A 26,961-nucleotide genomic window follows, 5' to 3' on the forward strand; every position below is an offset into this window, starting at 1 on the left:
CGGCAACCATACCCGACGTGACCGGCAAGAGCGAGGACGAGGCCAAGAAGACCCTCGAGGACGCCGGACTCAAGAAGGGCAAGGTCATCCAGGACCACTCCGACTCCGTGGCCAGGGGGAGGGTTATCGCCTCCTCCCCCATCGCCGGGGCGTCGGGATACTACAAGGGCGACTCGGTGGACCTGACCATCTCCAAGGGGGCGGAGAAGATGACGCTCCCCGACGTGACCGGCAAGAGCGAGGACGAGGCCAAGAAGACCCTGGAGGACGCCGGACTCAAGGTGGAGGTCAATAGGCGCCTGGGCGGCCCGTTCGGAACCGTGCGCTCCACCGACCCCGCACCGGGTTCCAGTGTCAAGACAGAGTCCAAGGTCACCATCAACGTCTTCTGAATCAACGTCTTCTGACGACACCGCGCCAGCAGGTCTCCACGCTGGCCGGCACCTTCAGCCCTTGAGCATCTCGGCGATCTCGAAGGCGACCTCGAGGGACTGCTGGTGGTTGAGGCGGGGGTCGACGAGGGTCTCATAGTGCTCGGCGAGGCCTGCCTCGTCGATGTGCTCGCCCCCGCCGAGGACCTCGGTGACGTCGTCGCCGGTGAGCTCGACGTGGATGCCCCCGGGTACGGTGCCCAGGGAGCGGTGGACCTCGAAGAAGCCACGGATCTCGTCGAGGATCGTCTCGAAACGGCGGGTCTTGTAGCCATTGTCCGAGGTGATGGTATTGCCGTGCATGGGGTCGATGATCCAGGTGACGGGTCGGCCGTCGGCGTGCACCGCCTCCACCAGCGGCGGTAGGGCATCGCGGATGCGGCCCGCGCCCATGCGGGTGATGAGGGACAGGCGCCCGGAGACGCCGTCGGGGTTGAGCCGATCCACGAGCCGGGCGATGTCGTCCGGGGACGTGGTGGGGCCGATCTTGACGCCCACGGGGTTGTGGACGCCGGAGAGGATGGCGACATGGGCGCCGTCGGCCTCGCGGGTGCGCTCCCCCACCCAGAGCATGTGGGCGGAGGTGTCGTAGAGGCGTCCGGTACGGGAGTCCTCACGGATCATGGCGTCCTCGTACTCCAGGAGCAGAGCCTCGTGGGCGGCGTAGAAGTCGACCTGACGCAGGGCCTCGAAGTCGACGCCGGCGGCCTCCATGAAGCGCATGGCCCGGTCGAGCTCGTCGGCGAAGGACTCGAAGCGCTTGTAGGCGGGGTTGGCCGTGAAGCCTCGGTTCCAGGAGTGGACCTCGCGCAGGTCCGCGTAACCGCCCATCGTGAAGGCGCGGATGAGGTTGAGGGTGGTGCCCGAGCGCAGGTAGGCGTCCAGCATGCGCGTGGGGTCGGGAATGCGGGCCTCGGGAGTGAACTCGTGGCCGTTGACGGAGTCACCGCGGAAGGCGGGCAGGGTGACCTCACCGCGGGTCTCGGTGTCCGAGCTGCGGGGCTTGGCGTACTGGCCGGCCATGCGGCCGATCTTGACCACGGGCGTGGAGGCGCCGTAGGTGAGGACGGCGGCCATCTGGAGGATGGTCTGGACCTTGAGGCGGATGTTGTCGGCCGTGTTGTGGGTGAAGGACTCGGCGCAGTCCCCGCCCATGAGCACGAAGGCGTTTCCGGCGCTGGCCTGGGCGATGAGGTCACGCAGGGAGTCGACCTCTCCGGCGAAGACGAGCGGGGGCCGGCGGCGCAGGTCCGCCACGACGTCGGCCAGCGCGGCCTCGTCGGGGTAGGCGGGCTGCTGGAGGGCGGGCAAGTGACGCCATGCGGGAGCCTGGGCATCCGTGCGGGCGGCGGAGAGCTCGTTCATCACGCCCGTCAGCATAGGCCAGCCGGAAGTATCACCCGGCATCGGCGCCGCATGGCGAAACAGAGCGGCCGGCGCCGTCAGGAGGACGGCACCGGCCACAGTGCTAGGGGTGCGGGCTCGGCCTCAGTGCTCGGGGGCGACCTCGGCGGGCTCGACCTTCTGGCCCAACTCGGCCATGAGGTCGGTGAACCACTGCTGGGTGATGTCGAAGGGCTTGGCGCCGGCGATGCGCGGGAAGGCGATGGCGGTGAGCTCGTCGTTGTTCTCCTCGTCCTGGCCGATGACGCCGGACTCGCCGCGCAGGGCGCAGTCGACGGCCAAGTCGCACATCTTCTTGATGAGGGCGAGGTCCTCGGCGTTGGCGTGGGCGGCGCGCGAGTAATAGCCGGACTTCTGGACCATGACCTTCTCAGCGCCGATGAGCTCGGCGAACTGCTTGGCGAACCACTGGCCGGGGTTGATGGTGTCGAGCTTGACATGGCCGAAGGGGTCGCGCTGGACCTCCTGGCCGGCGGCCTCCATCTCCGCGATGATCTCGGGGACGCCGGCGCCCTCGGACAGGAAGATGTTGACGTTGCCCTGCTCGTCCATGATGGCCTTGAGGCGCTCGGCCTCGGCGGCGATGTCGAGCTTCATCTCGGGGACGAAGACGGCGTGGACGTCCCAGCGCTCCTTGGTCAGGCCGAGGGAGGGGGCCCACTGCTTGGTCTGGAGCAGGTCGTGGTAGCGGCGGGCGGTCTCGGCGGTGAGGTAGCCGCAGTTGCGGCCCATGCACTCGTGGACGATGAGCATGCGGGGGTTGGAGCGGTGCTCGCCGATGACGTTGAAGGCGAAGCCGGCGCCCTCATCGGCCGCGGTCCATGCGCCCAAGGACTGACGGATCGGGACGACGTCGTTGTCGATGGTCTTGGGCAGGCCGACGACGGTGAGCTCGTAGTCGTTCTCATGGAGGTATGCGGCCAGGTCCGCGGCGGTGGTGTTGGTGTCGTCGCCACCGATGGTGTGCAGGACATCGACGCCGTCCTTGCGCAGCTGCTCGGCGGCGAACTCCAGAGGGTTGACGCCCTCCTCGACGAGGCCTCGCTCGACGAGGTTCTTGGCGTTGGTGAGCTTGACGCGGGAGTTGCCGATCGGCGACCCGCCGAAGTCCCGCAGGATGCCGGCGTTCTTACGGGCCTCGTCGTCGATGACGATGTAGTTGCCGGTGAGAAGGCCGTGGTAACCGTACTGGTAGGCGATGATCTCGACCTCAGGAGCGACCTGTGTGTAGCGCTCGATGAGGTCGCCGACGGCGGCGGACAGACAGGGGGCGAAACCGCCGGCGGTGAGCAGTGCGACGCGACGAATCGACATCGGGAACCTTTCGGATTGTGGGTACTCGGGGTCAGCGCCCCGGCCGGATCGTGCGGCATGCGCCGCATCGCGCGCCAGTCTACGTGCCATCGACGGCGGCTGACAGGGACCGACGGGGATGGATTCGGACGAGGACCCGTCCGAGGCAATCAGCCGGCACCGACTCCATAGAGGATGCCCTGCATGAGGGCCGGGTCCCCCAGGAAGTGAGTCATGGCGTGAGCGATGAAGACGGGAGTGAGGCTACGGCCCCCGTAGACGTAGATGGCCGAGAGGATTCCGAAGATGACGAAGGAGGAGACCATGTAGGAGGGCCAGATGCTGTGTCCGACGACACCGTGATAGACGGCCATGATTGCCGCCGTCACCACGATCTGGAGGAGTCGGGAGGTGCCACAGCGCGCCAGCCGGTCCAGGATGAGCCCGCGCACCGCGATCTCCTCGGCGAAGGCCAGCACGAGGCCGATGGCCATCATGATCGGCCGCTGCCAGGGGAAGGCCAGCGGATCGCCCCCGCGCATGTAGCTCATCGAGGTCCAGGCCAGGCCGTAGACGACGGCGATGATGACCACCGGCATCCGGGCCGGGCGTCCCCACCCCAGCTCGGCGATCCCCTCGCCCTGTCGACGCTGGCGCCAGAGCACGAAACCGATGACGACGAGACAGCCGATCAGGAACACGACGTCAAGGATGAGAGTCGCGTTGAGGCTCTTACCCCAGCGATCATGGATCCACTGGGCTCCGAGGAAGAAGCAGGCCCCACCGAGCACCAGCCACAGGATGGCCGCGGTCAGTCCCACCTCACGCCATGCCGCGGCCTTGGTCAGGGGCGGGCGCTGCGGGCTCGACGTCGACATCATTCATCTCCAATACGTTTCGTTCTTCAAGTAAAGCGAATCGTAGCGGATGGACGCACCGATCGCACATTCCCAGCCTCATCGGCACCAACAGCATCCGCTGGGAGACCGCGCGAGAGACAATGGCTGACGTGTTCTCACCACAGCAACCGGCAGGAGGTCCACCTCACGGGACGTCGCGCGCCCATACGGCGACGGTGGGTTTCCTGTTCGGGCTGGCCGAGGTCCGCGAGCTCCCCGGCTCCTTCATCATCAAGGCGTTGCAGGCGCTCGGTCTGACGACTGCCGGCGCACGCTCCTACATCACGCGGGCGCTCAAGGAGGGGCGCTTGACCAGCCGCAGGCGGGGACGTATCTCCTACTACGCCATGGCGGGCGACTACCTGGAGCGCTTCGACGCCATTGAGCACCGTTTCGCCGTCGAGCCGGTCTGGGAGGGCTCTTTCCACGCCGTCATCTACGATCTGCCCGAGTCCCGCCGCTCGGAACGAGACAATCTACGCTCCGCCGCCTTCGCCCAGGGGTGGGGCTGCCCGCGGCCCGGCCTGCTGATCGGCATGGAACCGCCCGGTCCGTGGGCGCAAGACGGCTGGCGGGCACGCCTCGTCATGGACCTGACAACGGCCAGGCACCTGGCGGCGGCGAGCTGGGACCTTGACGACGTCGCCACCCGGGTGGCGCAGACCGTCGCCCATCTACGCACCAACATGGAACGTCCCGACAGCGGCGATCCATCTCCATCACGAAGCCGAGCGGTGTCGGCGCCAACCTGGGGACCGCTCATCCGGGCCCATGACCTTCTCAGCGACGCCATCTACCTGTGGGGCCTCATGCCTCCCCTGCCCGGCGAGCTCCTACCGGACGGTTTTCCGACGACGGACCTGACCTGGCTCAGTGCCCAGATGTCCGGGCCGCTCATGCTCGACGGAGTGTCCGCCGCCCGGACCCTCCTGGCCGCGGAGCTCGGTGGTCAGTGACACAACGACGAGACCCCCGGGAGCACGACCCCACGGGCTACTGCTCGGCGGCGGACACATCCTCGTCATCGGCGGGCTTCTTCTTGCCCTTACCGTCCCTGCCGCTCTTTCCCTCGGGCGGCTCGGGCACGGAGGCCTCGGGGGCAGGGCGACCACCGGGGGCGGCCACGGGCGCCACCGAGGGCCGTGCCTGCGCCTGGGCGGCGAGCATCTCGGCAACGACCTCGTCGGCGCTCTTCTTGTCCGTGTCCATGGCCTTCTTGACATCGGCGGCGTAGAGGTCCACGTACTCCTGACCGGAGAGCGCCATGAGGGCGTACATGATCTCGTCGGTGATGGAGCGCAGCACGAAGCGGTCGTTCTCCAGGCCCTTGTAGCGGGAGAAGTCCAGCGGCTCGCCGATAACGATGCCCACGCGGTGGCGGGTGGAGGGGATGGACTTTCCGATCGGCTGGGCCAGGTTGGAGCCGATCATGGCCACGGGCACCACGGGGGCGCCGGTGGCCAGGGCGATACGGGCCACCCCGGTCTTACCGCGGTAGAGGCGCCCGTCGGGGCTGCGCGTGCCCTCGGGGTAGATGCCGAACAGCTCGCCCGAGCGCAGGCGGTCGATGCCGGCCTGAAGCGCCGCCTGGGAGGCCTTGCCGCCGGAGCGATCCACGGGGATGGTACCCACGGTCTTCATGAAGTTCTTCACCGCCCAGCCCTTGACGCCCTTGCCGGTGAAGTAGTCGGCCTTGCCGATGAAGGCGACCTCGCGGTCCACCAGCAGCGGCAGGAAGAAGGAGTCGATGACCGCCAAGTGGTTGGAGGCCAGGATCGCCGCGCCCTCGGTGGGAATGTTCTCCTCACCGCGGATCCAGGGCTGATAGAGCATCTCCAGGGCCGGGCCGACTGTTGCCTTGATGGGTCCGTATCCCACGCGGGGCCTCCTGTGATCTGCTGACTGGGCGGCCACCGCAGGACCCTGCACCGTCGGAGACGGACGGCACCGGAGTCGGCGGTGCCGCTCGGGTATGGGGATGATTCTAGGGTGCTCGGCGCGCTGCCCGCACCGACTTCCCGACGGGTGAAGGCGATGCGTGTCATCACCGTCCTCTAGCCTGCATCAGTGAGCACCGCCAGTTCCCCGAGCGCCGAGATCGTCCCGGGCACCGTGGACACGGTGAGGACAGGCCGCACCGGCACCCAGGCGTCCTTCGCCGACATGGGCACGCCTTTGGAGAGGGTGACTTTCGTCGTCGTGGACCTGGAGACAACCGGTGGGGCACCGAGCGCACGTGCACTCACCGAGATCGGAGCACTCAAGGTGCGCGGCGGGACGGTTCTGGACGACTTCTCCACCCTGGTCGATCCAGGTGTCGCCATCCCCGCCCAGATCACGATGCTCACGGGTATCACCAACGCGATGGTGGCTGGAGCGCCCGACGTGCGCACCTGCGTGGAGGCCTTCCTGTCCTGGGCGGATCTGGTGGCCGACGACGTCGTCCTCGTGGCGCACAACGCCCGTTTCGACGTCGGTCACATGCGTGGCGCCGCGGCGGCCCTGGGCCTGGAGTGGCCCGAGCCCCGTGTGCTGGACACGCTGGGGCTGGCCCGCAAGGCCTGGACCCGCAGCGAGGTGCCCAACCACAAGCTGGGGACGCTGGCCGCCTTCGTGGGCTCCCAGACCCGCCCCACGCACCGTGCCCTGGATGATGCTCGGGCCACCGTGGACGTGCTGCACGCGGCCCTGGAGGTCATGGCGCCGCTCGGCGTCACGCACCTGGAGGACCTGGCCACCGCCTCCGACCCGGTCCCGGCCAAGCGCCGCGCCAAGAGCCGCCTGGCCGACGCCCTGCCCAGCGGCCCCGGCGTCTACCAGTTCCGCTCGGCGGCCGACCAGGTGCTCTACGTGGGCAGCGCCGTGGACCTCAGACGCCGGGTGCGCTCCTACTTCACCGCCGCCGAGAAGCGCCGCAAGGTGGCACAGATGCTGGACACCACCGTGAGCGTGCGGCACATCGCCACGCCCACGCTCATTGAGGCGCGGGTGCGCGAGCTGCGGATGATCGCCGAGCTCGACCCGCCGGTCAACCGCCGCTCACGGGCCCCGCGCCGCCGACCCTGGCTCCACCTGGACGAAGGCGCGGGGCCGGGCGCCGAGCCCCGGTTGGCACTCACCACCGTGCTGCCCACTGAGGAGGTCGGACGCGCGATCGGGCCCTTCGCCTCGCGCGGCCGCGGGCAGGAGGCCCTGCGCGCCGCCGAGTCGGTACTGCGTCTGCGCCGCTGGGACGGTCACGAGCTGCGCCGGGTGCGAGTCGACGACGTCCCGGCAGAGCCCGCGGAGGCACTGGCATGTCTGTCGGGCGAGGTCGATTTGGTGGCCACTCCCCTACTGACGCGCATTGCGGCTTTGTCGCGGGACGAGCGTTACGAGGAGGCCGGCCTCTGGACGAGTCGTCTGCGCCGCCTGCTGCGCGGGGTGGCGTGCGCCGAGCGGGTGCGGCCTCTCCTGACCTGCCCGCATCTCATGGCGGCCCGCCGGCGCGAGGCCGGCGGCTGGGACCTGGTGGTGGTGCGCTGGGGCGTGCTGGCCGGCTCCATGACGACCGCTCCGGGGGCCGACCCACGTCCCGCCGTCGAACTGTTGCGCACCAGCGCACAGGTCGTCGAGAGGCCGGGCCTCGTCGGTGAGGCGGCAAGCATCGAGGAGACCGCCCTGCTTGCCGACTGGGTCCTGGACACCGGTGCACGCATCGTGGAGGTCGACGGCGACCCCGCGGGGCTCACGTGGCCGATCAGAGCGGCCGCCCGCCATCGCAAGGTCCTGACCTCGGAGGAATGACGGCTTCGCTCCCTATAGGCTCAGCGCTATGAGCTCCAGTCATGTGTGGTCGGCGTACAGCGCTCGTGCCGAGGAGTACACGGAGGCGCTTGGTCACATGGCGGCGACGGCGCGAGAGGACAGGGAGCTCATCACCCGATGGGCGCGAGGTGTGCAGGGACGGATCCTCGATCTGGGGTGCGGGCCGGGGCACTGGACCGCTTATCTTCATGATCTGGGCCTCAAGATCGAAGGGGTGGACCCGGTCGAGAGGTTCATCAAGATCGCTCGCGAGCAGCACCCGCACGTGATCTATCGGCAGGGTTCCCTCACGTCTCTATCGGCGGGGTCCTACGGGGCCGTCTTGGCCTGGTACTCCCTCATTCACATCCCGCCTCAGGACCTGCAAGGAACGCTGACGTCCTTGAGGGACAGTCTCAAGCCACAAGGGAACCTGCTCGTCGGGTTCTTCGCCGGGGACCGGATCGAGAAGTTCCCCCACGGGGTCGCCCCGGCCTACTACTGGCCGCCACAAACCCTGGCCTCGCTTCTGGAGCGCAGCGGATTCAGCATCCTGGACGTGGAGCACCGCCGTATCCCAGATGCGCGCGACCACGGAAGCATCTCGTGCCGCACGATTCCGAGGCCACTTCAACGCATGCGGACGCAAGCGAAGCGGTGATGGCCGGGCAGAGATCCGCTCCCGGCCCTCTGATCAGGTGCCGATGTCCGAATCTGCCACAAAGGAGCGGATCCGCCTCGCCTCTCATCTAAGAGAACTGCGGAATCATGCGGTTTTCTCTCGTCCGAGTGGGGCTGGTCGAGAGCTTTGTGGCAGATCTGGACACAATGTCGCTTCCACCCTCGGCCGTGCCTGTGGCGGACCCGCTCCGGCTTCGGGCGGGTGCAGCAGGAGGCAGGAGTCCGGCTCAGCCGGCGGGGGTGACAGTACCGCGGCGGGCGGTGAGGGCCTTGGTGACGCCCTCTTGGAGGCTCAGCGGGTCCAGGGGCCGGGGCACGACGACCTCGGCCTTGGCCCAGGCGGCCAGCCAGTCGTCCTGGGGACGGGCCGTCAGCAGGACGACGGCGGGGCGCTCGTCGAGCTCGGTGAACAACTCGTGGGCCAGGCCCATGCCGCCGAGCTTCTTGGCCTCGGCGTCCAGGACGAGCGCGTCGAAGGGCGGCCGGCCCTCCTTCTCCCGGTCCTTGATGGCCATGCGCACGCCCTCGGCGGTGGCCGTCTCGGTCCAGGTCACCAGCGGCAGGCCCTTGGCCGGTCGGCGCCCGACGCCGTCGATGACCTCCTGACGCACGGAGGCGTCGTCGGAGAAGACGAGGAGCTCGAGGCGGACGGAAGCAGCCTGATCAGTCATGGCGGATCCTTCGTGGACGGGTGCGGACAGCAGTGTTTCCGCGGTCAGTGTAATCACACAGAGGCTCGCTACCCCTCCTCCGACCCTCCCGTCTAGCATGGACCATGTTCAGGACTTCAGTCCTATGAGCCCCTCTGAGACAGGACTGGAGCCACGTCACCCACCGAAAGGCAGTCCTTGATGGCCGTGTACACCCTTCCCGAGCTCCCCTACGACTACGCCGCCCTGGAGCCTCACATCTCAGGCAAGATCATGGAGCTCCACCACGACAAGCACCACGCCGCCTACGTGGCCGGCGCCAACGCCGCTCTGGAGGCCCTGACCGCCGCCCGCGACGCCGGCGATCTGGGCGCGATCAACCTGTGGGAGAAGAACCTCGCCTTCAACCTGGGCGGCCACACCAACCACTCCATCTTCTGGAAGAACCTCTCCCCGGCCGGCGGCGGCCGGCCCGAGGGCGAGCTCGCCGAGGCCATCAAGGACTCCTTCGGCTCGTTCGAGAAGTTCCAGGCGCAGTTCACCGCCACCGCCCTGGGCATCCAGGGCTCGGGCTGGGCGGTGCTCGCCTACGACTCGATCTCCGGTGGGCTCGTCATCTTCCAGCTCTTCGACCAGCAGGGCAACGTGCCCGTGGGCACCATCCCGCTGTTCATGGTGGACATGTGGGAGCACGCCTTCTACCTCGACTACCTCAACGTCAAGGCCGACTACGTCAAGGCCGTCTGGAACATCGCCAACTGGCAGGACGTTGCCGAGCGCCTGGCCAACGCGGTTGCCAAGACCCGGGGACTCATCGTCCGCTGACACGCAGCTCTTATAGAGCAGCGCCGGGGACGTGGCCCGCATCCTTCACGGGGTGCGGGCCACAGTTGCGTCTGGCGGATGCCTGTACGCCTCGGGCTAGAGGACCTTCTCAATGTCCATGACGAAGGCCGACGCCGGCGCCCCCGGCTGCTGACCGACCGCCTGAGTCGGCGGCAGAAGCACCACGACCCGGGACCCTTCCGGTACACCGATCAGCCCCGGAACCGACTGCTGAGCCTGCGCCATGTTGATCGTCTCGGCGGCATGCTGCTCCCAGGTGTTGGACGGCTGGGAGCCGTCCCAGTAGTTTCCAGCGATGTTCATCACGGCCGTGGAGGTCCCAGTGATGGCGGGACCGGTTCCCCGGGCCAGCACAATGACCTCGGACTGGGTCGGCTGAGCGGCATCGGCACCGATAGAGATCGTCGCCGGCTGGCCGAGCTCACCACTCACCGCCATACCGCGTTGGCTCACGGCCTCCTCGCCCTCCATCGTCGCCGTGGCCGAGGCGCCGGAGATCTTGCCGCTGACGCCGTCGACGATCTCGACGACGAACACGAGCGTCCCGGCCGGATTCTGCTGCCTCTGAGCACCGCCCGCCTGGGTGGCCTGAGCGTCTTGGGCCGCCTTGTTGCCATAGGCGAGCTCCGGAGGAATCGACATGAGCACTCGGTCACCCACGTGATGCCCGGCCAGGCCGCACTTCCACCCCTGAATGACGTTCCCCAGGGGGAAGGTCACCGGAGCGCCGCTCTTGAAGGAGGAGTCGAAGGGATCAGTGCCATCCCACTGCCAACCCGCGTAGTTGGCCTTGACCACGCCGTCGGCGTCGATCTCGGTTCCCGTTCCTTGCGTCAGTGTCTTGACGGTGAGGTTCTTGGGTGTCTGGGCATCCTTCTTCCAGGACACGGTGGGCTGCGTGCCGGCATCGCCGCCGATGGTCGGCAGTGACTCGGAGTCGGAGTCGATCGTGAGACTCGAGCAGTCCACGGGATCCGTGGCCGCCGGGACCGGGGTCTCAGAGGCGGCGGACTTGGACGCCGAGGAGGAGGACGACCCCGAGCACCCGGCCAGCGCGAGGCAGGCGGCCGCGGCCAGGGCGGTCAGGCTGATGGATGTGCGGCGCACATGGGCTCCTTGCTTATATGGAAGATCGCGGGGCGGGATCCGTAGCAATCAGTGGAAGGACTCACCGCAGGCGCAGCTTCCGGCGGCATTGGGATTGTCGATGGTGAAGCCCTGCTTCTCGATGGTGTCGGCGAAGTCGATGGTGGCGCCCGACAGGTACGGCACGCTCATGCGGTCAACGACGACCTCGACGCTGTCCATCTCACCGTCCCCGGTGGGGAAGGCGCGCACGGCATCACCGTCCAGGAGACGCTCGTCGAAGTAGAGCTGGTAGACCAGGCCGGAGCAGCCGCCGGGCTGGACGGCCACCCGCAGGCGCAGGTCGTCACGCCCCTCCTGGGCAAGAAGGCTGGCAACCTTCGCCGCGGCGGTCTCAGTGAGGATGACCTCGTGCTCGGGGGTCTCGGTGTCAGTGGTGTCGGTCAGGGAGGTCTCTGCCATGGTCATCTCCTGGTCTCTTGTGCCTGCGTTTGCCTGCGGTGCGTCGTGCGGCACCGCAGATGGTCCTACGGCGACTCTCTCAGCGAGAACCGAAGGGCTCCACCGGAGCCAACGCTCCAGCCAGACGCCTTGTTCCTGGCGACAACCCTACGCGGTCCTCACCCCAAGACCTCAGTGACGGGCCTCACCGTGTCTGAAGGCGTCCGCCTGTCCGGGCCCGGCATCAGGCCAGCGCCACCAGTTCCAGGTACTCCGGTCCCCACAGGTCCTCGTCGCCGTCGGGAAGCAGGAGGACCCGGTCGGGGTTCAGGGCCTCGACGGCTCCCTCGTCGTGGGTGACCAGGACGACGGCGCCGGCGAAGGTGCCGAGCGCCCCCAGGATCTCCTCGCGGCTGGCGGGGTCGAGGTTGTTCGTGGGCTCATCGAGCAGGAGCACATTGGCACTGGAGACCACGAGCATGGCCAGGGCCAGGCGGGTCTTCTCCCCGCCGGAGAGGACCCGCGCGGGCTTGTCGGCGTCCGAGCCGGAGAAGAGGAAGGAGCCCAGGACGCTGCGCACCTGGGTGTCGTCCATACCGGGGGCGGCGCGGCGCAGGTTCTCCACGACGGTCGCCGCGGTGTCGATGGTCTCGTGCTCCTGGGCGTAGTAGCCGATCTTGAGGCCGTGTCCGGGGATGACCTCACCGGAGTCGGGCTCCTCCACCCCTCCGAGCAGGCGCAGGAGCGTGGTCTTGCCGGCGCCGTTGAGGCCCAGGACCACGACCCGGCTGCCGCGGTCGATGGCCAGGTCCACACCGGCGAAGACCTCCAAGGAGCCGTAGGCCTTGGACAGCCCGGCGGCGCGCAGCGGGGTCTTGCCGCAGGGCGCGGGGTCGGGGAAGCGCAGGTGGGCGACCTTCTCCACGGCGGCCTCCTCCTCCAGGTCGGCCATGAGGCGCTCGGCGCGCTTGAGCATCTGCTGGGCGGCCACGGCCTTGGTGGCCTTGGCCCGCATCTTCTCCCCCTGGGCGCGCAGGGCGGCGGCCTTCTTCTCGGCGTTGGCGCGCTCACGACGGCGCCGGTGCTCGTCATCGGCACGCTGCTTGAGGTAGGCGTCCCAGCCCAGGTGGTAGACGTCGAGGACCCCGCGGCCGGCATCGAGGTACATGACCTGGTTGACGGTGTCGCGCAGGAGCTCGACGTCGTGACTGATGACGATGAAGCCCCCGGCGTAGGCACGCAGGTGATCGCGCAACCACAGGATCGAGTCATGATCGAGGTGGTTGGTGGGCTCATCGAGCAGGAGCGTGTCGGGCTGTTGGAACAGGACCCGGGAGAGCTCGACCCGACGGCGCTGACCACCCGAGAGCGTGCCGATGGGCTGGTCGAGGACGCGGTCGGGCAGGCCCAGGGCGGCGCTGATGCGGGCGGCCTCCGAGGCGGCCGCATAGCCGCCGGCCATGGTGAACTCGTGGTCCAGGCGCGTGTAGCGGTCCAGGGCCTTGGCCTGGGCCTCACCCTCGGAGACGGCGATGCGCTCCTCGGCCTTGCGGATGCGGGCCAGGAGCGCGTCGATACCTCGGGCGGACAGAATGCGGTCGCGGGCGATCTCACTCAGGTCCCCGACCTTGGTGTCCTGGGGCAGATAGCCCACCGAGCTGGTGCAGGTGATCGTGCCCTCGTGCTCGACGGCCTCCAGACCGTGGCGCTCATCAGCGTCGTTGACGGCGCGCCCGGCGCCCTGGGCCACCGAAGCAGCGGCGAGCAGCTTGGTCATGGTGGTCTTGCCGGCGCCGTTACGACCCACGAGACCGATGCGCATCCCCTTGTCGACCCGGAAGCCGGCGTGAGCGACGAGCTGGCGGGCACCGATACGCATGGTGAGGTCCTGGACATTGATCACGCGCGCCATCGTACGGGCCCGCCGCCGTAAACCGTCGCGTCGGACCTATCAGTCCCACCACATCCACCAGCCGACCCCACCGCCTGCCCACTCGGGGCGGGTGCGCACAATGTCATCAGGGATGCACCGGGCATCGAGCTCGTAGCGCTCCTTGACCCGCTCCCACAGCGCGGAGCACTGGCATGCGCGCCTGTGCTCAGCAAAGACCTCGTAGCCCTGCAGGTCGGCGTCGGCGACCCACAGGGCCTCGACACTCAGGCGCTCGTCGTCGCGCTGAGGACCGATCCCGTAGCCGGACAGACGTACCCGCCCGTCCGCACCGGCACAGGCCCTCAGCATCGTCTTCAGACTCGGGGAGAGGTTCTGGCGATCGGCTAGCGCCAGGGCCGGGAGGCGAGCGAGCAGATCGGCCGCCGTGGCGGCATCCATCCCGCGGAACGGCACGTAGTCGCTCATCGGGGCGCCGAGGGCGTCCGTACGCAACGGCGTCTCCCTCGGCAAGCAGCGCGGAGCATCGAGCCAGGGCTCGAGCAGGTGCCACAGGCCGATACGCACCGTCCACCCCGGCGGTCCGTAAAGGCGTTCCGAATCGGGAGCGCCCATCGGGGACGGGGTGTGAGACAGGGTGGTTGCCGACGGGCGGACCGCAATGGTCGATGCGGTCTTCGGTGCCGGTGACGCTGCCGGGGAGGTCTGTAGGCTCATGTCGAGCTCCTTGCATTTGAAACGGGCCGGGCTTCCAGCGTGTGAGAGCCTCTCGACCCACGCATCCGCTGACCACGTCTCCTGTGAATAAAAGGGGCTTCACCTGAGCGAACTCAGCACAGTGGCGCCTGGCGCACCGCGAGTTCGCAGGCAGTGGCACCTTGAACGGGTCCGACCGATATCCCGTATGCCCCTCACGCTCGTCACTCGTGCAAGCAGCACGCCGACGCTCGGCACCAGCCGGACGGACTGTTGCCTTTCGGTTCTGGGTCGTGAGGCAGTAGCCTCTTCCCCGAGCACCTCCACTGCACCACGCACGAGGTGACGAAATTCCCCCCTCCACCACCGAGAGCGAGCCCACCGAGGACCCGGAGCGCACCGACGTGCATCCATCGTCATCGTCCACCTCGCTCAGTAGGAAAGGGCCCGAATGGCAACCACGACCTCAACCCCTGAGGCAATCCTCGACGCCGTCGGCGGCGCCGAGAACATCATCCATTTCACCCACTGCGCCACCCGACTGCGCTTCGAGCTCAAGGACGCCTCCGGCATCGACAAGACCACCGTCGAGGCCATCCCCGGTGTCATGGGCGCTGTCCCCCAGTCCGGGGACCGCTACCAGATCGTCATCGGTGGTGCCGTACAGAGCGTGTACGACGAGATCAACAACCTGCCGGCCATGAAGAGCCGGGGCGGGTCCTCCGACTCGGGGCAGTCCGACGCCGACGTCAAGGCGGCCGCTCGAGCCAAGGCCCGCGGCAAGAACGCCCTGGTCGACGCCTTCTTCGAGTACCTCTCGGACTCCTTCCGCCCTCTGTTGCCGGCGCTGCTGGGCGCCTCGCTCATCATCGCGGGCGAGGCCATCTGTGAAGCCTTCCACCTCATCAACACCCACGCGGACGATGCTGACAAGCCAGCCATGCTGCTGTTCGTCGACGCCATGTTCCGCAGCGTCTTCTACTTCCTGCCGATCATGGTGGCCTATAACGCCTCCAAGAAACTCAAGATCGACCCCTGGGTCGGCACCGCGATCATGGCTGCGCTGCTCACGCCCGAGTTCCTCAAACTAGAAACGCACCCAAGCACCACCTGCGTCCAGAACGTGACGCTGAACTCCAAGCTGTGCACGGCTCATATCGCCGGACTGCCCATGCAGCTCAACGGCTACGGCGGTCAGGTCTTCGTCCCCCTCATGATGGTGGCCATCCTGGCCCTGGTCTACAAGGGACTGGTCAAGATCGTTCCGTCCAACGTGCAGATGGTCTTCGTGCCCTTCCTGTCCTTCGTCATCATGATGCCGGTAACGGCCTTCCTCATCGGCCCCCTGGGCGTGTGGATCGGCACCGGCCTGGGCACGGCCCTGTTCTGGCTCAACTCTCACGCCCCAATCATCTTCGCGATCCTCATCCCCATGGTCTACCCCTTCCTGGTACCGCTGGGCCTGCACTGGCCGCTCAACGCCCTCATGCTGGCCAATATCGCCTCGGACGCCACGCACCACACCGACTTCATCCAGGGCCCCATGGGCGCCTGGAACTTCGCCTGCTTCGGCGCCACCGCCGCCGTCCTCGTGTGGTCCGTCCGCGACAGGGACAACGAGATGCGCCAGACCGCCACCGGTGCCCTATTCGCCGGTCTGCTCGGCGGTATTTCCGAGCCGAGCCTCTACGGTATCCATCTGCGCTTCAAGCGCATCTACCCGTTCATGCTCGTCGGCTGCGCCGTCGGTGGCCTCGTCGAGGGCATCGGCAGCATGATCGGAGGCATCGAAGGCGTCACGACCAAGACCTTCGCCTTCACCTCGCTGCTGACCATTCCGGTCTTCAACCCCATGGCTCTGTACGGCATCGCCGTCGCTGCGGCCTTCGCCACCTCCTTCTTCCTCATCGTCTCCTTCGGCTACCGCACCAAGGAGGAGCGGGCCGAGGCGCTCGCCGCAGCGGGCGTCGTCGAGGCCGGCGAGAACACCGTCTCCGACCCGGCTGAGGTCACCAAGGAGCCCAAGTCCGGCAGCCCCACCTCGGCTGCTACTACTGAGGAGGGCGACCGGACCGCCAAGGCCCCCACGCCCAAGCCGGCCCTCGTTCCTGGCGCGGTCACCGAGATCGCCTCGCCGCTCAAGGCCACGACCATGGACCTGGACAAGGTTCCCGACCCGGTGTTCTCCTCGGGCGCCGTCGGCCAGGGCGTCGGTCTGGAGCCCGAGGGCGACATCGTCGTCACGGCTCCCGCGGACGGAACCGTCGTCGTCGCCCCCTCCTCGGGGCACGCCTTCGGCATCACCCTGGACAACGGCGTGGAGATCCTCATCCACGTGGGTCTGGACACCGTCAACCTGGAGGGCAAGGGCTTCGACGTCAAGGTCTCCCAGGGCGACCGCGTCAGCGAGGGCCAGGAGCTCGTCCGCGTGGACCGCTCCGTCATCGAGCAGGCCGGCTACCCGCTGACCACGCCGGTGCTCATCACCAACACCGCCTCCTTCGCCTCCGTTGAGGTCGTCGGCGGAGACTCGGTGAAGCCCGGCGACACCCTCATCAAGGTCACCGCGCCCGGGGCCTGATCCTGAAGTGATGCCGCCGACCTGATCGGCCATCGAGCAAGACGTCGGGGTCGGATCCGGGGACAGACTCGGCCCCCCCCCCCCCAAAGTGTTGACTGGGGCCCTGGCGGGGGGGGGGGGCACCCGCGGGGGCGGGGCCCCCCCCCCCCGCTTGGGGGGGCCCCCCCCCCCCCCCCCCGGGGGGTGCCCCCTCCCTCTGGCCCCCCCCCCCCGCCCCCCCCGACCTCGCGGGCGGGGGGGGGGGCCCCACCCACCCCCCCCCCCCCCCCCCCCGACACTTTGCTTTTCAGTCGCCATAGGCGGCGTTGGATCACCGCCGGATCATGGCAGCCGCAGCGCCCAGAAGGCCACGGCGGCCGCGGCCGCCACGTTGAGGGAGTCCACTCCCCCGGCCATGGGGATGCGCACCACTTCATCAGCCGCGGCAATCGTCCGGTGGGACAGCCCGTCGCCCTCCGTGCCCAGGACGACCGCGACCCGCGAGTCCGGTTCCGTACAGGTCGGCGAGGCCGCGAACTCGTCCAGTGCCACCGAGACGTCCGACAACGCCAGCGCTGCCACGGTGAAGCCCTGCGCGTGGAGCTCGTCCATGGCGGGCCAGCGCTCGATCCGGGTCCAGGGGACCTGGAAGACGGTGCCCATGGAGACGCGCACGCTGCGGCGGTAGAGCGGGTCGGCGCAGCGCGGGGTGACCAGGACGGCGTCGAGCCCCAGGGCCGCTGCGCTGCGGAAGGCGGCTCCCACGTTCGTGTGGTCCACCAGGTCCTCCAGGATGGCGACGCGCCTTGCTCCCGCTCCTGCGCGCGCGGAGGCCAGCAGCTCGGCCACGCCGGCGAGCTCGGGCCGGTTCATGGCGGCCAGCGCCCCGCGGTGCAGGTGAAACCCGGTGATGGACTCCAGCACCTCCTCGGGGGCGATGAAGACGGGGACCTCCCCGCCGTCGTCGCTTCCCCCGCAGCCGGCCGCCGAGGCGATGACCGGACACATCTCGTCCAGGTGGCGCGGTGCCATGAGGAAGGAGCGCGGGGCGTGCCCGGCGGCGACGGCGCGGGTGATGACCTTGGAGGACTCGGCCATGTACAAGCCGCGCCGGGTCTCCAGCCGACGGCGCAGTGCCACGTCCGTCAACCGGGTGTAGTCCGCCAGGCGCTCGTCGGCGCCGTCGGCCAGCTCAATGATCATCGCCCGTCACCTTCTGGGTCCGTCCTCGCTCAGCACAGCACTACGGCGGGAAGAATAGGCCGATCCTGACGAATCACCTACTCCTCCCACCGCAGTGCGTGCCGTGAGGCTTATGAGGTTCCCGATGCCGGCGGACGGCGCGGTGGATGCGTCTCAGGCCCCGTTGGGTCCCTGAGGCGCTCCGGGAGACATGCCGTATCCGGGCTGGGGCTGGATGCCGTAGCCACCACGCGGCGGTACGGTACCGGGCCGGTCAGACCGCTGCTCCTTGGAAGTGGCCTCATGGCCGCCGCGCGAGGAGTGTCTCCCCTTGACGTCGTCGGACATCGGGACGGTCACGGTCGGTCCTCCGTCCGCCTCATCAGCGGGAGCCTTCGGAGCGGCGCTCCCCTTGGGGGCGGGCTCCTCACTGGCCTCCTGGGAGGCCGACTCGACCTCGCCACGGGCCTGGGCAAGAGCCTCCTCAGGGGCCTGGAGGCTGGTGCTGGCCAGGTCCGAGGCGATGTCCAGGTCGAGTTCGCTGCCCGCCAGGTCGACTCCCGGGCCGGAGTCGGAGTCGTCGTCGGAGCCACCTGAACCGCCTCCGGATCCCCCGCCCTTGCCCCCGCCGAGGGCACCGGCGATCCCATCGAGGGCCGCGGTGAACTCGGTGGGCACGATCCACATCTTGGAGGAGGAGCCGTTAGCGATCTTGGGCAGGGTCTGAAGGTACTGGTAGGCCAGCAGCTTGGAGTCGGCGTTGCCGCGGTGGATGGCGTCGAAGACCTGGAGGATGGCCCGGGACTCACCCTGCGCCTTGAGGATCGCGGACTGCGCCTGTCCCTCGGCGCGCAGGATGGCGGACTGCTTGTCACCTTCGGCCGTGAGGATCTGCGACTGCTTGACTCCCTCGGCGGTCAGGATCGCGGCGCGGCGGTCACGCTCGGCGCGCATCTGCTGCTCCATGGAGCCCTGGATGGAGGCGGGCGGGTCGATGGACTTCAATTCGACGCTGTTGACGCGGATGCCCCAGCGGCCGGTGGCCTGGTCCAGAACGCCGCGCAGCTGCCCGTTGATCTGATCGCGACTGGTCAGCGTCTGCTCCAGGTCCATGGAGCCGACGACGTTACGCAGCGTGGTGACGGTCAGCTGCTCGATGGCCTGCAGGTAGTTGGAGATCTCGTAGGTCGCACGCGTCGGGTCGGTGATCTGGTAGTAGACCACCGAGTCGATGCTCACGACGAGGTTGTCGGAGGTGATGACCGGCTGAGGAGGGAAGGAGACGACCTGCTCGCGCAGGTCCATGACGTTGCGCACCCGGTCGACGAAGGGCACGAGGAAGTGGAGTCCGGCAGTGTAGGCCGCCTGGAAGCGCCCCAGGCGCTCAACGATGATCGCGGTGCTCTGCTTGACGATCCGCACCGCTCGGAAGATGGCGGTGATGACCAGTAGTGCCAAGAGAAGCAAGATGATGTAGGTGAAGTCCACGAATTTCCTCCTGCGGGGTTGAACGGGTGACCAGGACGGCTGTGAGCCGGCCACGGGAACTGGGAGCTGGAACGTACGGATGAACGGATGTGGTGCTGACGACATCAACACCCTAAGGCACCACCGGCCGGGTCGAAACCGCCGCGGACTTCGCGGACGGATCCCGGTATCAGGATGCGGAGGAGCCGGCGGGCGCAACCGGGGAGACGAGGACCACTGCCCCGTCGATCTGAGTGACGCTGACGCGGGCTCCTGCCTCCAGACGGGTCACGCCCCCTGGGGTAACAGGGGCCAGGCGAGCGCTCCACTCCTCACCGCCCAGGCGGACTCGGCCGCCGCCGCCGTCCACCGCGGTGATGGTGGTGGCTGACCTGCCGATGAGGGCATCGACATTGGTTTTCATCTGCGGAGTGGTTGCCGCCAGGCGCCGCTTGGCCCAGGGGCGCACGGCGAAGAGCAACAGGGTGGAGATGCAGGCGAAGACCATCACCTGGGCCCACAGGGGGCCGCCGAAGAAGCCCGTCAGGCCACCTCCCAGCGCACCGCCTGCGATCATGAGGAAGGTGAGATCAGCCGTTACCGTCTCGACGACGACGAGGAGCAGGGCACCTCCGATCCAGAAGAGCCATTCCATTGAAACCTCCTGATGAATGCGGTTGGTGACTGTGTGGTCCGATGCTGGGCCGGGCCGGCGCGACTGTCTGCGCCCGGCGCCGATCAGCCCCGGGCCTCGGCGGCGCGCCCGCCATGACCGGTGCGCCGGCCTCGGGCGGTATAGCGGCCGCGGTCGTGAGTGACCTCCAGAGGCATACCGAAAGTGGTGCTGATGGTGTCCTCGACGAGAACCCGCTCCAGCGGACCGGAGCCCACGACCTGCCCCTGGCGCAGTGCGAGCGCGTGGGTGAAGCCCTCCGGGATCTCCTCGAGGTGATGAGTCACCAGGACCATGGAGGGCGAGTCGGGCGAGGAGATGATCTCCGAGAGCGCCACCAGCAGCTGCTCACGACTGGCCAGGTCCAGGCCCGAGGCGGGTTCGTCGAGGAGGAGCATCTCCGGATCCGGCATGAGGGCGCGGGCCAGCTCGACACGCTTGCGCTCCCCGGAGGACAGCGTCCCCCAGAGGCGCTGGGCCAGGTGCCCTGCATCCAGTGCGTCCAACAGGGCCTGGGCCCGCTCGACGTCGAAGTCGTCGTACTCCTCGCGCCAACGCCCGATGCGCCCGTAGGAGGCCGACAGGACCACGCCCAGCACCTTCTCGCCGTTTTGGACGTTCGCGGCCAGGGCCGAGGACAACAGACCGATACGGGGGTGGAGTTCGGAGACGTCGACGCGCCCTAGCCGCTCGCAGAGAACCTCCACCGTCCCCGAGGAGGGGAAGAGCCTGGCCGACGCGATCCTGGCGATAGTGGTCTTGCCGGCACCGTTGGGTCCCAACAGCACCCAGTGCTGCCCCTCCTCCACCGTCCAGCTGATGTGACTGAGTATCTGGTTGCTGCCGCGGTGCAGCGAGACATCGTCGAGGCGCAGGACACTGGTCATGAGCCGATCCTATCGTGCCGCCGTTGCCGCACCGGGCAAATACCGAGCGCTGGGGGAACGAACCGGATGGTGAATGGTCCCCATTCGACTCCGGGCCGGAACGGCACCATTCACTATGGTTGAGCACTATGGATCCCCTCGACCCGCCCATCAGCATCGTGCTGGCCCTGTGGGTGCCGGTTCCCTCCTCCCACGGACTGTCGCTCGTTCAGGGACCCGACGGCGTTCACGATGTGATCGGCGCCCCGGCCGACGACGGGGGCGCAGAGCGTGTCGACCTGGAGCGATGGCTCACCGGTGCCCGCCCGCTCAGCCGGGTCACGGCGGTCCTTCCCACCGCCGGCTCCGGCACCTGGGGCATCCTCCCCGATGTCGAGGAGGGGGTCGTCGTCGAGGGCGCGCCCGGGCGGGTGCTACTGGTTCCCGAGGACTCCGGCGCCTCCATGACCTGGCGCGCCGAGCCGTTGACCGGCCCGCTGCCGCCGCTGGACGCGGCGCACGCCCGCAGACAGGTGCACGCCGCCACGGAGGAGGCGATCGACTCGCTCATCGAGCTCGACCTGGCCCGCGAGCACCCGGAGGTGGCCGACGCCCTCAACGACCTGCTCACAGCCGTGGCGGACCCGCGCCTCATCCCGCCCTGGCTGCCGGAACGCAACCGGGAGCTGCTGGAGCGCTCATTGCGGCTGGTTGGGATCTGCGAGCTGGCCTTGGACGATGACGGCGCGGCCACGACGGCTCTTCAGGCGCAGCGTCGCTCCGACGTGCTGCGTCCACTGCTGGCAGTGGCCCGCCACGGCGCAGCGGCGGCCACCGAGTGGTGGGCCCGGTAACAGAGACTCAGAGGCTCAGAGCCGGACCGCGCCGTACCACTCGGCGGAGCGCGACGACCTCGACGACTCCGGCCAATGCGAGCTGCGGCGGCCGGGATCAGCCGTGCATCAGCCCTGGGCCAGGACCCAGTTGTAGACCTCCATAGTGCGCTGGGCGATGGCCTCCCAGGCGAAGTGCTCCTCGACGCGGCGCCGGGCGGCCTGCCCCATGGTCCTGGCGGCGTCGGTGTCGGTGACCAGAGTGGTCAGGCGCTCGGCCAGGTCGGCCTCAAAACGGGTCGGGTCGGTTGGGGTACCGGTTCCGTCCTGGACCTGCTCGATGGGGACCAGGAGTCCGGTCTCGCCGTCGACGATGACGTCGGGGATGCCCCCGGTGGCCGATCCGACCACTGGCAGGCCCACGGCCATGGCCTCGAGGTTGACGATGCCCAGGGGCTCGTATACCGAGGGGCACACGAAGACGTCGGAGGCGGCCAGCACGGCGATGAGCTCGTGGCGCGGCAGCATCTCCTCGATCCAGACCACGCCGGTGCGCTTCTCGCGCAAGCGGGCGACGAGGCCCTCGACCTCGACCTTGATCTCGGGGGTGTCGGGGGCGCCGGCGCACAGGATGACCTGGACGTCGTCGGGCAGCTGCTCGCAGGCGCGCAGCAGGTGGGGCAGGCCCTTCTGGCGGGTGATGCGGCCGACGAACACGACGGTGGGGCGGTCGGGGTCGATGCCGAGGCGCTTGAGGGCGGCGGCGGCCGCGGCGTCGGCATCCTCACCCTGCGGGTGCCTCCAGGCCTCAAGGTCGATGCCGTTGTGGACGACCTTGACGCGGTCGGGGTCGATGGCCGGGTAGGAGCGCAGGATGTCGGCGCGCATGCCGTTGGAGACGGCGATGATGCCGGAGGCGGCCTCGTAGGCGGTCCTCTCCGCCCAGGAGGACAGGGCATAGCCGCCGCCGAGCTGCTCGGCCTTCCAGGGACGCAGGGGTTCCAGGGAGTGGGCGCTGATGACGTGGGGGACGCCGTGGAGGAGGCCGGCCAGGTGACCGGCGAGGTTGGCGTACCAGGTGTGGGAGTGGACGAGGTCGGTTCCCTCGGTGCCCTGGGCCATCTCCAGGTCGACCCCGAAGGTGCGCAGGGCGGCGTTGGCGCCGTCGAGCTCGGCAATCTCGGGGTAGCCGGTGACACCGTCGTCGGCTCCCTCGGTGCCGGGCTCGCGGGGGCCGCCGAAGGCGTGGACGCGGACGTCGGCCAGGGGGCGCAGGACCTTGGCGAGCTCGTTGACGTGGACCCCGGCGCCGCCGTAGATGAAGGGTGGGTACTCCTTGGTCAGCAGGTCGACCCTCATGGGTGTGCTCCTCTGTCTGCTGGATGGACCGACCGCGCCGTCCTCGGCGCAGGACGGGCGCCCGCGGTGGGTCGGGCGCCACACCCGACGGTATACGCACGTGCCTCGCAGTGGGACTGTTCGACGTCGGTGGTTTCCTCCGACTCTCGCACCAAGGCCCTGCGAGAGCCCGGACGGATGAGGATCTAGATCGAAGGTCCGGGTTGAGTCGGGGTTACCCCAGATTGTGATCTGTTTGGCCCCATAAATCCCTCGAGCAACGTAAGGTAGACCACATGGCTCAACCTCGCGTTCTCGCAATCGTCCTCGCCGGTGGCGAGGGCAAGCGTCTCATGCCCCTGACCGTCGACCGCGCGAAGCCCGCCGTCCCCTTCGGTGGCATCTACCGGCTCATCGACTTCTCACTGTCCAACATGATCAACTCAGGCTTCCTGAAGGTCGTGGTGCTCACCCAGTACAAGTCCCACTCGTTGGACCGCCACATCTCCAAGACATGGCGGATGTCCGACATGCTGGGCAACTACATCGCCCCGGTACCGGCACAGCAGCGCGTGGGCAAGCACTGGTTCCTGGGGAGCGCCGACGCCATCTACCAGTCCCTCAACCTGCTCGACGACGAGCGGCCCGACTACGTGGTCATCACCGGGGCGGACAACATCTACCGCATGGACTTCTCCCAGATGCTGGACCACCACATCGCCTCCGGGCTGCCCTGCACCGTGGCGGGCATCCGTCAGCCCCGATCCCTGGCGGACCAGTTCGGCGTCATCGAGACCGACCCGGCCGACCGTGGCAGGATCAAGGCCTTCGTCGAGAAGCCCGAGGAGACCCCCGGCCTGCCGGACTCCCCCGACGAGGTCCTGGCCTCGATGGGCAACTACATCATGGACGCCGACGCGCTCCTGGAGGCCGTCACGGTGGACGCCGCCGACGAGGCCTCCAAGCACGACATGGGTGGCAGCATCGTGCCCTGGTTCGTGAACCGGGGTGCCGCAGGCGTCTACGACTTCAAGGACAATGACGTTCCCGGCTCCTCCGAGCGCGACCGCGACTACTGGCGCGATGTGGGTACCGTGGACGCCTTCTTCGACGCCCACCAGGACCTCATCTCGGTGACACCCGTGTTCAACCTGTACAACGATCGCTGGCCGCTGTTCGCCGGCTACCAGGCGGCCATGCCGCCGGCCAAGTTCGTCTACGGCCACCACGAGCGCCTGGGTCACGCGGTCGACTCGATCGTCTCGCCGGGCGTCATCGTCTCCGGTGGTGAGGTGATCTCCTCGGTCCTGTCCCCCGGTGTGCGCGTCAACTCCTGGTCCTCGGTACGCGAGTCCGTCCTCATGGATGGCGCCGAGGTCGGTCGCAACACCGTGGTCAACCGCGCGATCCTGGACAAGTACGTCCGGGTCGAGGAGGGCGCCATGGTGGGTATCGACCCCGAGCACGACCGTGAGCGCGGCTTCACCGTGACCGAGTCCGGCATCACGGTAGTGGCCAAGGGACAGGTCGTCACCCGCTGACCCGGGCGGCGCTCACCGCCCGCCCCGGCTGCACCCGCTGCAGATCCACTGCCTGCTGCGCCGTCTCCCGGTTCATCCTGGGCGACGGCGCAGTCGCGTGCGCGGCTAGCATGACGCCATGAGCAATATCTCCCCCGCCCCTGTAGACAGACTCAGCGGGGCACTGACCGATGGCCCCCTGGTGTCCAAGGGGCCGGGTCTGCTGGTGATGGATGTCGACTCGACTCTCATCGAGCAGGAGGTCATTGAGCTCATCGCCGAGCGCGCCGGGACGCGCGAGCAGGTCGCCGAGGTCACGGCCCGGGCGATGCGCGGGGAGCTGGACTTCGCCGCTTCACTGCGCGAGCGGGTGGCGACGTTGGCCGGGGTGTGCGAGAGCGTCTTCGCTGATGTCCTGGCCGAGGTGCGCCCCACCGGGGGCGCGGTCGAGCTCATCGAGACGCTGCACGCGCGCGGCTGCCGGGTCGGGGTCGTCTCTGGAGGCTTCGAGGAGGTGGTGGCGCCCCTGGCCGAGCGTCTCGGTATCGACCACGTAGCGGCCAACCGTCTGGAGGTGGACGGCGGTGTGCTCACCGGTCGGGTGCTGGGAAGGATCGTGGACCGTCAGGAGAAGGTCCGCTGCCTGCGCACCTGGGCCGAGCAGGACGGGGTGCCCATGGATCGCACCATCGCCGTCGGCGACGGGGCCAACGACTTGGGGATGCTGGCGGCCGCGGGTCTGGGGGTGGCGTTCTGCGCCAAGCCGGTCGTCGTCGAGCAGGCCGACGCCGCTGTTCACGTGCGTGACTTGCGGGCCGTCCTGCAGCTGATCGGCAACTGACCGCGGGCTGGCGGCGCGGATCGGGAACCGGCTGCAGGACGCGGGGCTCAGTTGCGCTCAGTCGCGCTTGCGGGCGGTGAAGATCTCGCGGATCCGAGCGCTCTTGGGCTCCAGCTCCGCCCAGCTGCCGGGGACGTCGATGATGACGGCCGTGGCCGTGGGCACTCCGAAGGAGATCTGGGAGGCCAGCTCGTCGTCGACGTCGTGAAGGATGTGGGCCAGCACGGAGATCGTGGGCTCGTGGCCGACGACAACGACCGTGCCCGCGTTACCACCGTCCTCGGCCAGGACCCGCAGGATGCCGTTGGGGCCCAGGTTGTAAATCTCCTCGCGCACCAGGGTGTCGGCGGGCTCGAGGCGGTCGCGCAGAGGGCGGGCGGTCTCACGGGCACGGGCGGCCGGGGAGACCAGGAGCAGGTCTGTGGTCTCCAGGCGCTTGCGCAACTCCTTGGCCAGCAGGTCCGCCAGGGCAGCACCCTTGGAGGTCAGGGGACGTTCCAGGTCGGTGACGGCGTCGTGTGAGGCCTTGGAGTGGCGGACGAGCACGAGCCGGCGCATGGGATCCGTTGTCACGGCCCTACCCTATACGGCACCGCGGCGGCCCCGACACAGTTCTTTCGTACCGTCCTCTCCGCGTGACTGCCGGTGACAAGCGCAATGCGTTCACTGCGCCTGCCAGGAGGATCCAAACCCCTGGACGTGCCGTACCCGTCGTCCGTCTATCGGCCCATGCCCATGCCGCCGTCAACGCCGAGGATCGCACCAGTGACGTATGAGGCCGCCGGGGAGGCCAGGAACAGGACGGGGCCGGCGATGTCTGCGACGTCGGCGAAGCGGCCCAGGGGGATCTGTTCGAGGTAGGCGGCGCGGATGTGATCGGGCAAGGTGGCGGTCATGGCGGTCCTGACGTATCCGGGAGCCACGGCGTTGACGGTGATGCCGCGCGGCGCGAGCTCACGGGCAAGGGATCGGGTGAGGCCTTCAACCCCGCCCTTGGCGGCGCCGTAGGCGGACAGGCCCACGCCTCCACGGGCGGCGATCGCCGAGGAGACCAGGACGATGCGACCCTTGCGGGCCCGCATCATGGCGGGGGTGACGGCGCGCACCGTGTTGAAGGTGCCGGTCAGATCGGCGGAGATGACCTCGTCCCACATCTGGGAGGAGGTGCGGGCCGCCAGGGACTCTCGGTTGATGCCGGCCGAGGCCACGAGGACCTCGATGGGGCCGTGCGCCTCGGTGGCGGTGCGAAGCGCCCGGGCCAGAACGTCGGGGTCGGTGACATCGGCGGCCAGGGCCAGGGCTCCGTCGGGGGCATCACCGGAACGGGAGATGCCGGTCACCCGGTCGCCTTGTGCGAGGAACGCCCTCGCTACGGCCTCCCCGATCCCTCGGGAGGCTCCGGTCACGACGACGGAACGCGATATCGATGGTTCGGTCTCTTCCTTCATCAGCACAAGCACACAAGGTAACGCGCGAGAGCATTCATCATCAGTAGTTCGCCGTGCGCCAACCTTGATCGCCCTGTGTTATTCACCCCATAGGTCGTCCATCCCAAGGCTCTCTCCGAGTGGAGCCAC

Annotated in this window: 25 protein-coding genes; 9 read left to right on the forward strand and 16 right to left on the reverse strand. The window is 68.6% G+C overall.

What is annotated here, in order from left to right; genetic code table 11:
- The coding region (locus RWR81_RS05270; protein WP_314455485.1) for a PASTA domain-containing protein at positions 1–392 on the forward strand (392 nt) is incomplete at its 5' end.
- 54 nt (positions 393–446) lie between these two features.
- Here the strand turns inward: RWR81_RS05270 and RWR81_RS05275 are convergent.
- The 3 genes from RWR81_RS05275 to RWR81_RS05285 all read right to left on the reverse strand — a co-directional run bounded on the left by RWR81_RS05275 (position 447) and on the right by RWR81_RS05285 (position 4,006).
- Complete coding sequence (locus RWR81_RS05275) at positions 447–1,796, reverse strand: class II 3-deoxy-7-phosphoheptulonate synthase (RefSeq protein ID WP_314455598.1); 1,350 nt, start codon at positions 1,794–1,796, stop codon at positions 447–449.
- 123 nt (positions 1,797–1,919) lie between these two features.
- Positions 1,920–3,149 (reverse strand): pyrophosphate--fructose-6-phosphate 1-phosphotransferase, encoded by a 1,230-nt coding sequence (locus RWR81_RS05280; RefSeq protein ID WP_314455488.1) that lies wholly within the window; start codon positions 3,147–3,149, stop codon positions 1,920–1,922.
- A gap of 149 nt (positions 3,150–3,298) precedes the next feature.
- A complete protein-coding gene (locus tag RWR81_RS05285; protein WP_314455490.1) occupies positions 3,299–4,006 on the reverse strand; it encodes a CPBP family intramembrane glutamic endopeptidase in 708 nt (235 codons plus the stop codon).
- A 122-nt stretch (positions 4,007–4,128) separates the two neighbouring features.
- Between RWR81_RS05285 and RWR81_RS05290 the strand changes: the two genes are divergently transcribed.
- The gene (locus tag RWR81_RS05290) at positions 4,129–4,983 is read left to right on the forward strand and encodes a PaaX family transcriptional regulator (RefSeq protein ID WP_314455493.1); all 855 of its coding nucleotides are present in this window, start codon (positions 4,129–4,131) and stop codon (positions 4,981–4,983) included.
- Between the two features lie 37 nt (positions 4,984–5,020).
- On the opposite strand, the gene RWR81_RS05295 is transcribed toward RWR81_RS05290, so the two are convergent.
- Entirely contained in the window at positions 5,021–5,905 is an 885-nt protein-coding gene (locus RWR81_RS05295) for a lysophospholipid acyltransferase family protein (protein ID WP_314455496.1), read from the reverse strand.
- A 243-nt stretch (positions 5,906–6,148) separates the two neighbouring features.
- On the opposite strand from RWR81_RS05295, the gene RWR81_RS05300 reads away from it, so the two are divergent.
- A complete protein-coding gene (locus RWR81_RS05300; protein ID WP_314455600.1) occupies positions 6,149–7,813 on the forward strand; it encodes a DEDD exonuclease domain-containing protein in 1,665 nt (554 codons plus the stop codon).
- A 28-nt stretch (positions 7,814–7,841) separates the two neighbouring features.
- Positions 7,842–8,474 (forward strand): class I SAM-dependent methyltransferase, encoded by a 633-nt coding sequence (locus RWR81_RS05305; protein WP_314455498.1) that lies wholly within the window; start codon positions 7,842–7,844, stop codon positions 8,472–8,474.
- Between the two features lie 247 nt (positions 8,475–8,721).
- Here RWR81_RS05305 and RWR81_RS05310 read toward each other — a convergent pair whose 3' ends face one another.
- The gene (locus RWR81_RS05310) at positions 8,722–9,165 is read right to left on the reverse strand and encodes a hypothetical protein (RefSeq protein WP_314455501.1); all 444 of its coding nucleotides are present in this window, start codon (positions 9,163–9,165) and stop codon (positions 8,722–8,724) included.
- Positions 9,166–9,345: 180 nt separating this feature from the next.
- Between RWR81_RS05310 and RWR81_RS05315 the strand changes: the two genes are divergently transcribed.
- Entirely contained in the window at positions 9,346–9,969 is a 624-nt protein-coding gene (locus RWR81_RS05315; RefSeq protein WP_314455504.1) for a superoxide dismutase, read from the forward strand.
- A 96-nt stretch (positions 9,970–10,065) separates the two neighbouring features.
- Here RWR81_RS05315 and RWR81_RS05320 read toward each other — a convergent pair whose 3' ends face one another.
- From RWR81_RS05320 to RWR81_RS05335, 4 genes are all read right to left on the reverse strand, one after another.
- Positions 10,066–11,097 (reverse strand): FKBP-type peptidyl-prolyl cis-trans isomerase, encoded by a 1,032-nt coding sequence (locus RWR81_RS05320; RefSeq protein WP_314455506.1) that lies wholly within the window; start codon positions 11,095–11,097, stop codon positions 10,066–10,068.
- A gap of 48 nt (positions 11,098–11,145) precedes the next feature.
- Positions 11,146–11,538, reverse strand: a complete 393-nt coding sequence (locus tag RWR81_RS05325) for an iron-sulfur cluster assembly accessory protein (RefSeq protein WP_314455507.1) — start codon at positions 11,536–11,538, stop codon at positions 11,146–11,148.
- A 223-nt stretch (positions 11,539–11,761) separates the two neighbouring features.
- A complete protein-coding gene (locus RWR81_RS05330) occupies positions 11,762–13,420 on the reverse strand; it encodes an ABC-F family ATP-binding cassette domain-containing protein (protein ID WP_314455509.1) in 1,659 nt (552 codons plus the stop codon).
- Positions 13,421–13,468: 48 nt separating this feature from the next.
- On the reverse strand, positions 13,469–14,125 hold the full coding sequence (locus RWR81_RS05335; protein WP_314455512.1) for a hypothetical protein: 657 nt from the start codon (positions 14,123–14,125) through the stop codon (positions 13,469–13,471).
- Positions 14,126–14,555: 430 nt separating this feature from the next.
- On the opposite strand from RWR81_RS05335, the gene RWR81_RS05340 reads away from it, so the two are divergent.
- A complete protein-coding gene (locus RWR81_RS05340) occupies positions 14,556–16,685 on the forward strand; it encodes a glucose PTS transporter subunit IIA (protein ID WP_314455515.1) in 2,130 nt (709 codons plus the stop codon).
- A 321-nt stretch (positions 16,686–17,006) separates the two neighbouring features.
- Here RWR81_RS05340 and RWR81_RS05345 read toward each other — a convergent pair whose 3' ends face one another.
- The 4 genes from RWR81_RS05345 to RWR81_RS05360 all read right to left on the reverse strand — a co-directional run bounded on the left by RWR81_RS05345 (position 17,007) and on the right by RWR81_RS05360 (position 20,873).
- Positions 17,007–17,867, reverse strand: a complete 861-nt coding sequence (locus tag RWR81_RS05345) for an RNA methyltransferase (RefSeq protein ID WP_314455520.1) — start codon at positions 17,865–17,867, stop codon at positions 17,007–17,009.
- A 153-nt stretch (positions 17,868–18,020) separates the two neighbouring features.
- A complete protein-coding gene (locus RWR81_RS05350) occupies positions 18,021–19,334 on the reverse strand; it encodes an SPFH domain-containing protein (protein WP_314455524.1) in 1,314 nt (437 codons plus the stop codon).
- Between the two features lie 169 nt (positions 19,335–19,503).
- Entirely contained in the window at positions 19,504–19,968 is a 465-nt protein-coding gene (locus RWR81_RS05355) for an NfeD family protein (RefSeq protein ID WP_314455527.1), read from the reverse strand.
- 83 nt (positions 19,969–20,051) lie between these two features.
- Positions 20,052–20,873, reverse strand: coding sequence for an ABC transporter ATP-binding protein (locus RWR81_RS05360; RefSeq protein ID WP_314455530.1), 822 nt, complete (start codon positions 20,871–20,873; stop codon positions 20,052–20,054).
- 128 nt (positions 20,874–21,001) lie between these two features.
- On the opposite strand from RWR81_RS05360, the gene RWR81_RS05365 reads away from it, so the two are divergent.
- On the forward strand, positions 21,002–21,706 hold the full coding sequence (locus tag RWR81_RS05365) for a hypothetical protein (RefSeq protein WP_314455533.1): 705 nt from the start codon (positions 21,002–21,004) through the stop codon (positions 21,704–21,706).
- A 108-nt stretch (positions 21,707–21,814) separates the two neighbouring features.
- Here the strand turns inward: RWR81_RS05365 and glgA are convergent, their stop codons facing one another.
- On the reverse strand, positions 21,815–23,044 hold the full coding sequence (glgA, locus tag RWR81_RS05370) for a glycogen synthase (RefSeq protein ID WP_314455537.1): 1,230 nt from the start codon (positions 23,042–23,044) through the stop codon (positions 21,815–21,817).
- Positions 23,045–23,319: 275 nt separating this feature from the next.
- Here glgA and RWR81_RS05375 point away from each other — a divergent pair, with 275 nt between their 5' ends.
- Together RWR81_RS05375 and serB are read left to right on the forward strand one after the other, a co-directional pair.
- A complete protein-coding gene (locus RWR81_RS05375; RefSeq protein WP_314455540.1) occupies positions 23,320–24,564 on the forward strand; it encodes a glucose-1-phosphate adenylyltransferase in 1,245 nt (414 codons plus the stop codon).
- Between the two features lie 118 nt (positions 24,565–24,682).
- Complete coding sequence (gene serB, locus RWR81_RS05380; protein WP_314455543.1) at positions 24,683–25,384, forward strand: phosphoserine phosphatase SerB; 702 nt, start codon at positions 24,683–24,685, stop codon at positions 25,382–25,384.
- A 57-nt stretch (positions 25,385–25,441) separates the two neighbouring features.
- Here serB and RWR81_RS05385 read toward each other — a convergent pair whose 3' ends face one another.
- Both RWR81_RS05385 and RWR81_RS05390 read right to left on the reverse strand, forming a co-directional pair.
- Positions 25,442–25,942 carry a histidine phosphatase family protein gene (locus tag RWR81_RS05385; RefSeq protein WP_314455602.1) on the reverse strand — a complete coding sequence of 167 codons (501 nt, stop codon included), beginning with the start codon at positions 25,940–25,942 and terminating at the stop codon, positions 25,442–25,444.
- A 161-nt stretch (positions 25,943–26,103) separates the two neighbouring features.
- A complete protein-coding gene (locus RWR81_RS05390; RefSeq protein WP_314455546.1) occupies positions 26,104–26,832 on the reverse strand; it encodes an SDR family oxidoreductase in 729 nt (242 codons plus the stop codon).
- Between the last annotated feature and the right edge of the window lie 129 nt (positions 26,833–26,961).

The sequence above is a fragment of the uncultured Actinomyces sp. genome (genome assembly GCF_963526355.1).
Taxonomy (GTDB): Bacteria; Actinomycetota; Actinomycetes; order Actinomycetales; family Actinomycetaceae; genus Actinomyces.

Coding starts and splice junctions, on each gene's coding strand:
- RWR81_RS05345 (WP_314455520.1), bottom strand. CDS start 17,867: ATGATCATTGAGCTGGCCGACGGCGCCGACGAGCGCCTGGCGGACTAC.
- RWR81_RS05275 (WP_314455598.1), bottom strand. CDS start 1,796: ATGAACGAGCTCTCCGCCGCCCGCACGGATGCCCAGGCTCCCGCATGG.
- RWR81_RS05280 (WP_314455488.1), bottom strand. CDS start 3,149: ATGTCGATTCGTCGCGTCGCACTGCTCACCGCCGGCGGTTTCGCCCCC.
- RWR81_RS05315 (WP_314455504.1), top strand. CDS start 9,346: ATGGCCGTGTACACCCTTCCCGAGCTCCCCTACGACTACGCCGCCCTG.
- RWR81_RS05310 (WP_314455501.1), bottom strand. CDS start 9,165: ATGACTGATCAGGCTGCTTCCGTCCGCCTCGAGCTCCTCGTCTTCTCC.
- RWR81_RS05340 (WP_314455515.1), top strand. CDS start 14,556: ATGGCAACCACGACCTCAACCCCTGAGGCAATCCTCGACGCCGTCGGC.
- serB (WP_314455543.1), top strand. CDS start 24,683: ATGAGCAATATCTCCCCCGCCCCTGTAGACAGACTCAGCGGGGCACTG.
- RWR81_RS05305 (WP_314455498.1), top strand. CDS start 7,842: ATGAGCTCCAGTCATGTGTGGTCGGCGTACAGCGCTCGTGCCGAGGAG.
- RWR81_RS05360 (WP_314455530.1), bottom strand. CDS start 20,873: ATGACCAGTGTCCTGCGCCTCGACGATGTCTCGCTGCACCGCGGCAGC.
- RWR81_RS05390 (WP_314455546.1), bottom strand. CDS start 26,832: ATGAAGGAAGAGACCGAACCATCGATATCGCGTTCCGTCGTCGTGACC.
- glgA (WP_314455537.1), bottom strand. CDS start 23,044: ATGAGGGTCGACCTGCTGACCAAGGAGTACCCACCCTTCATCTACGGC.
- RWR81_RS05365 (WP_314455533.1), top strand. CDS start 21,002: ATGGATCCCCTCGACCCGCCCATCAGCATCGTGCTGGCCCTGTGGGTG.
- RWR81_RS05355 (WP_314455527.1), bottom strand. CDS start 19,968: ATGGAATGGCTCTTCTGGATCGGAGGTGCCCTGCTCCTCGTCGTCGTC.
- RWR81_RS05325 (WP_314455507.1), bottom strand. CDS start 11,538: ATGGCAGAGACCTCCCTGACCGACACCACTGACACCGAGACCCCCGAG.
- RWR81_RS05375 (WP_314455540.1), top strand. CDS start 23,320: ATGGCTCAACCTCGCGTTCTCGCAATCGTCCTCGCCGGTGGCGAGGGC.
- RWR81_RS05385 (WP_314455602.1), bottom strand. CDS start 25,942: ATGCGCCGGCTCGTGCTCGTCCGCCACTCCAAGGCCTCACACGACGCC.
- RWR81_RS05290 (WP_314455493.1), top strand. CDS start 4,129: ATGGCTGACGTGTTCTCACCACAGCAACCGGCAGGAGGTCCACCTCAC.
- RWR81_RS05335 (WP_314455512.1), bottom strand. CDS start 14,125: ATGAGCCTACAGACCTCCCCGGCAGCGTCACCGGCACCGAAGACCGCA.
- RWR81_RS05285 (WP_314455490.1), bottom strand. CDS start 4,006: ATGTCGACGTCGAGCCCGCAGCGCCCGCCCCTGACCAAGGCCGCGGCA.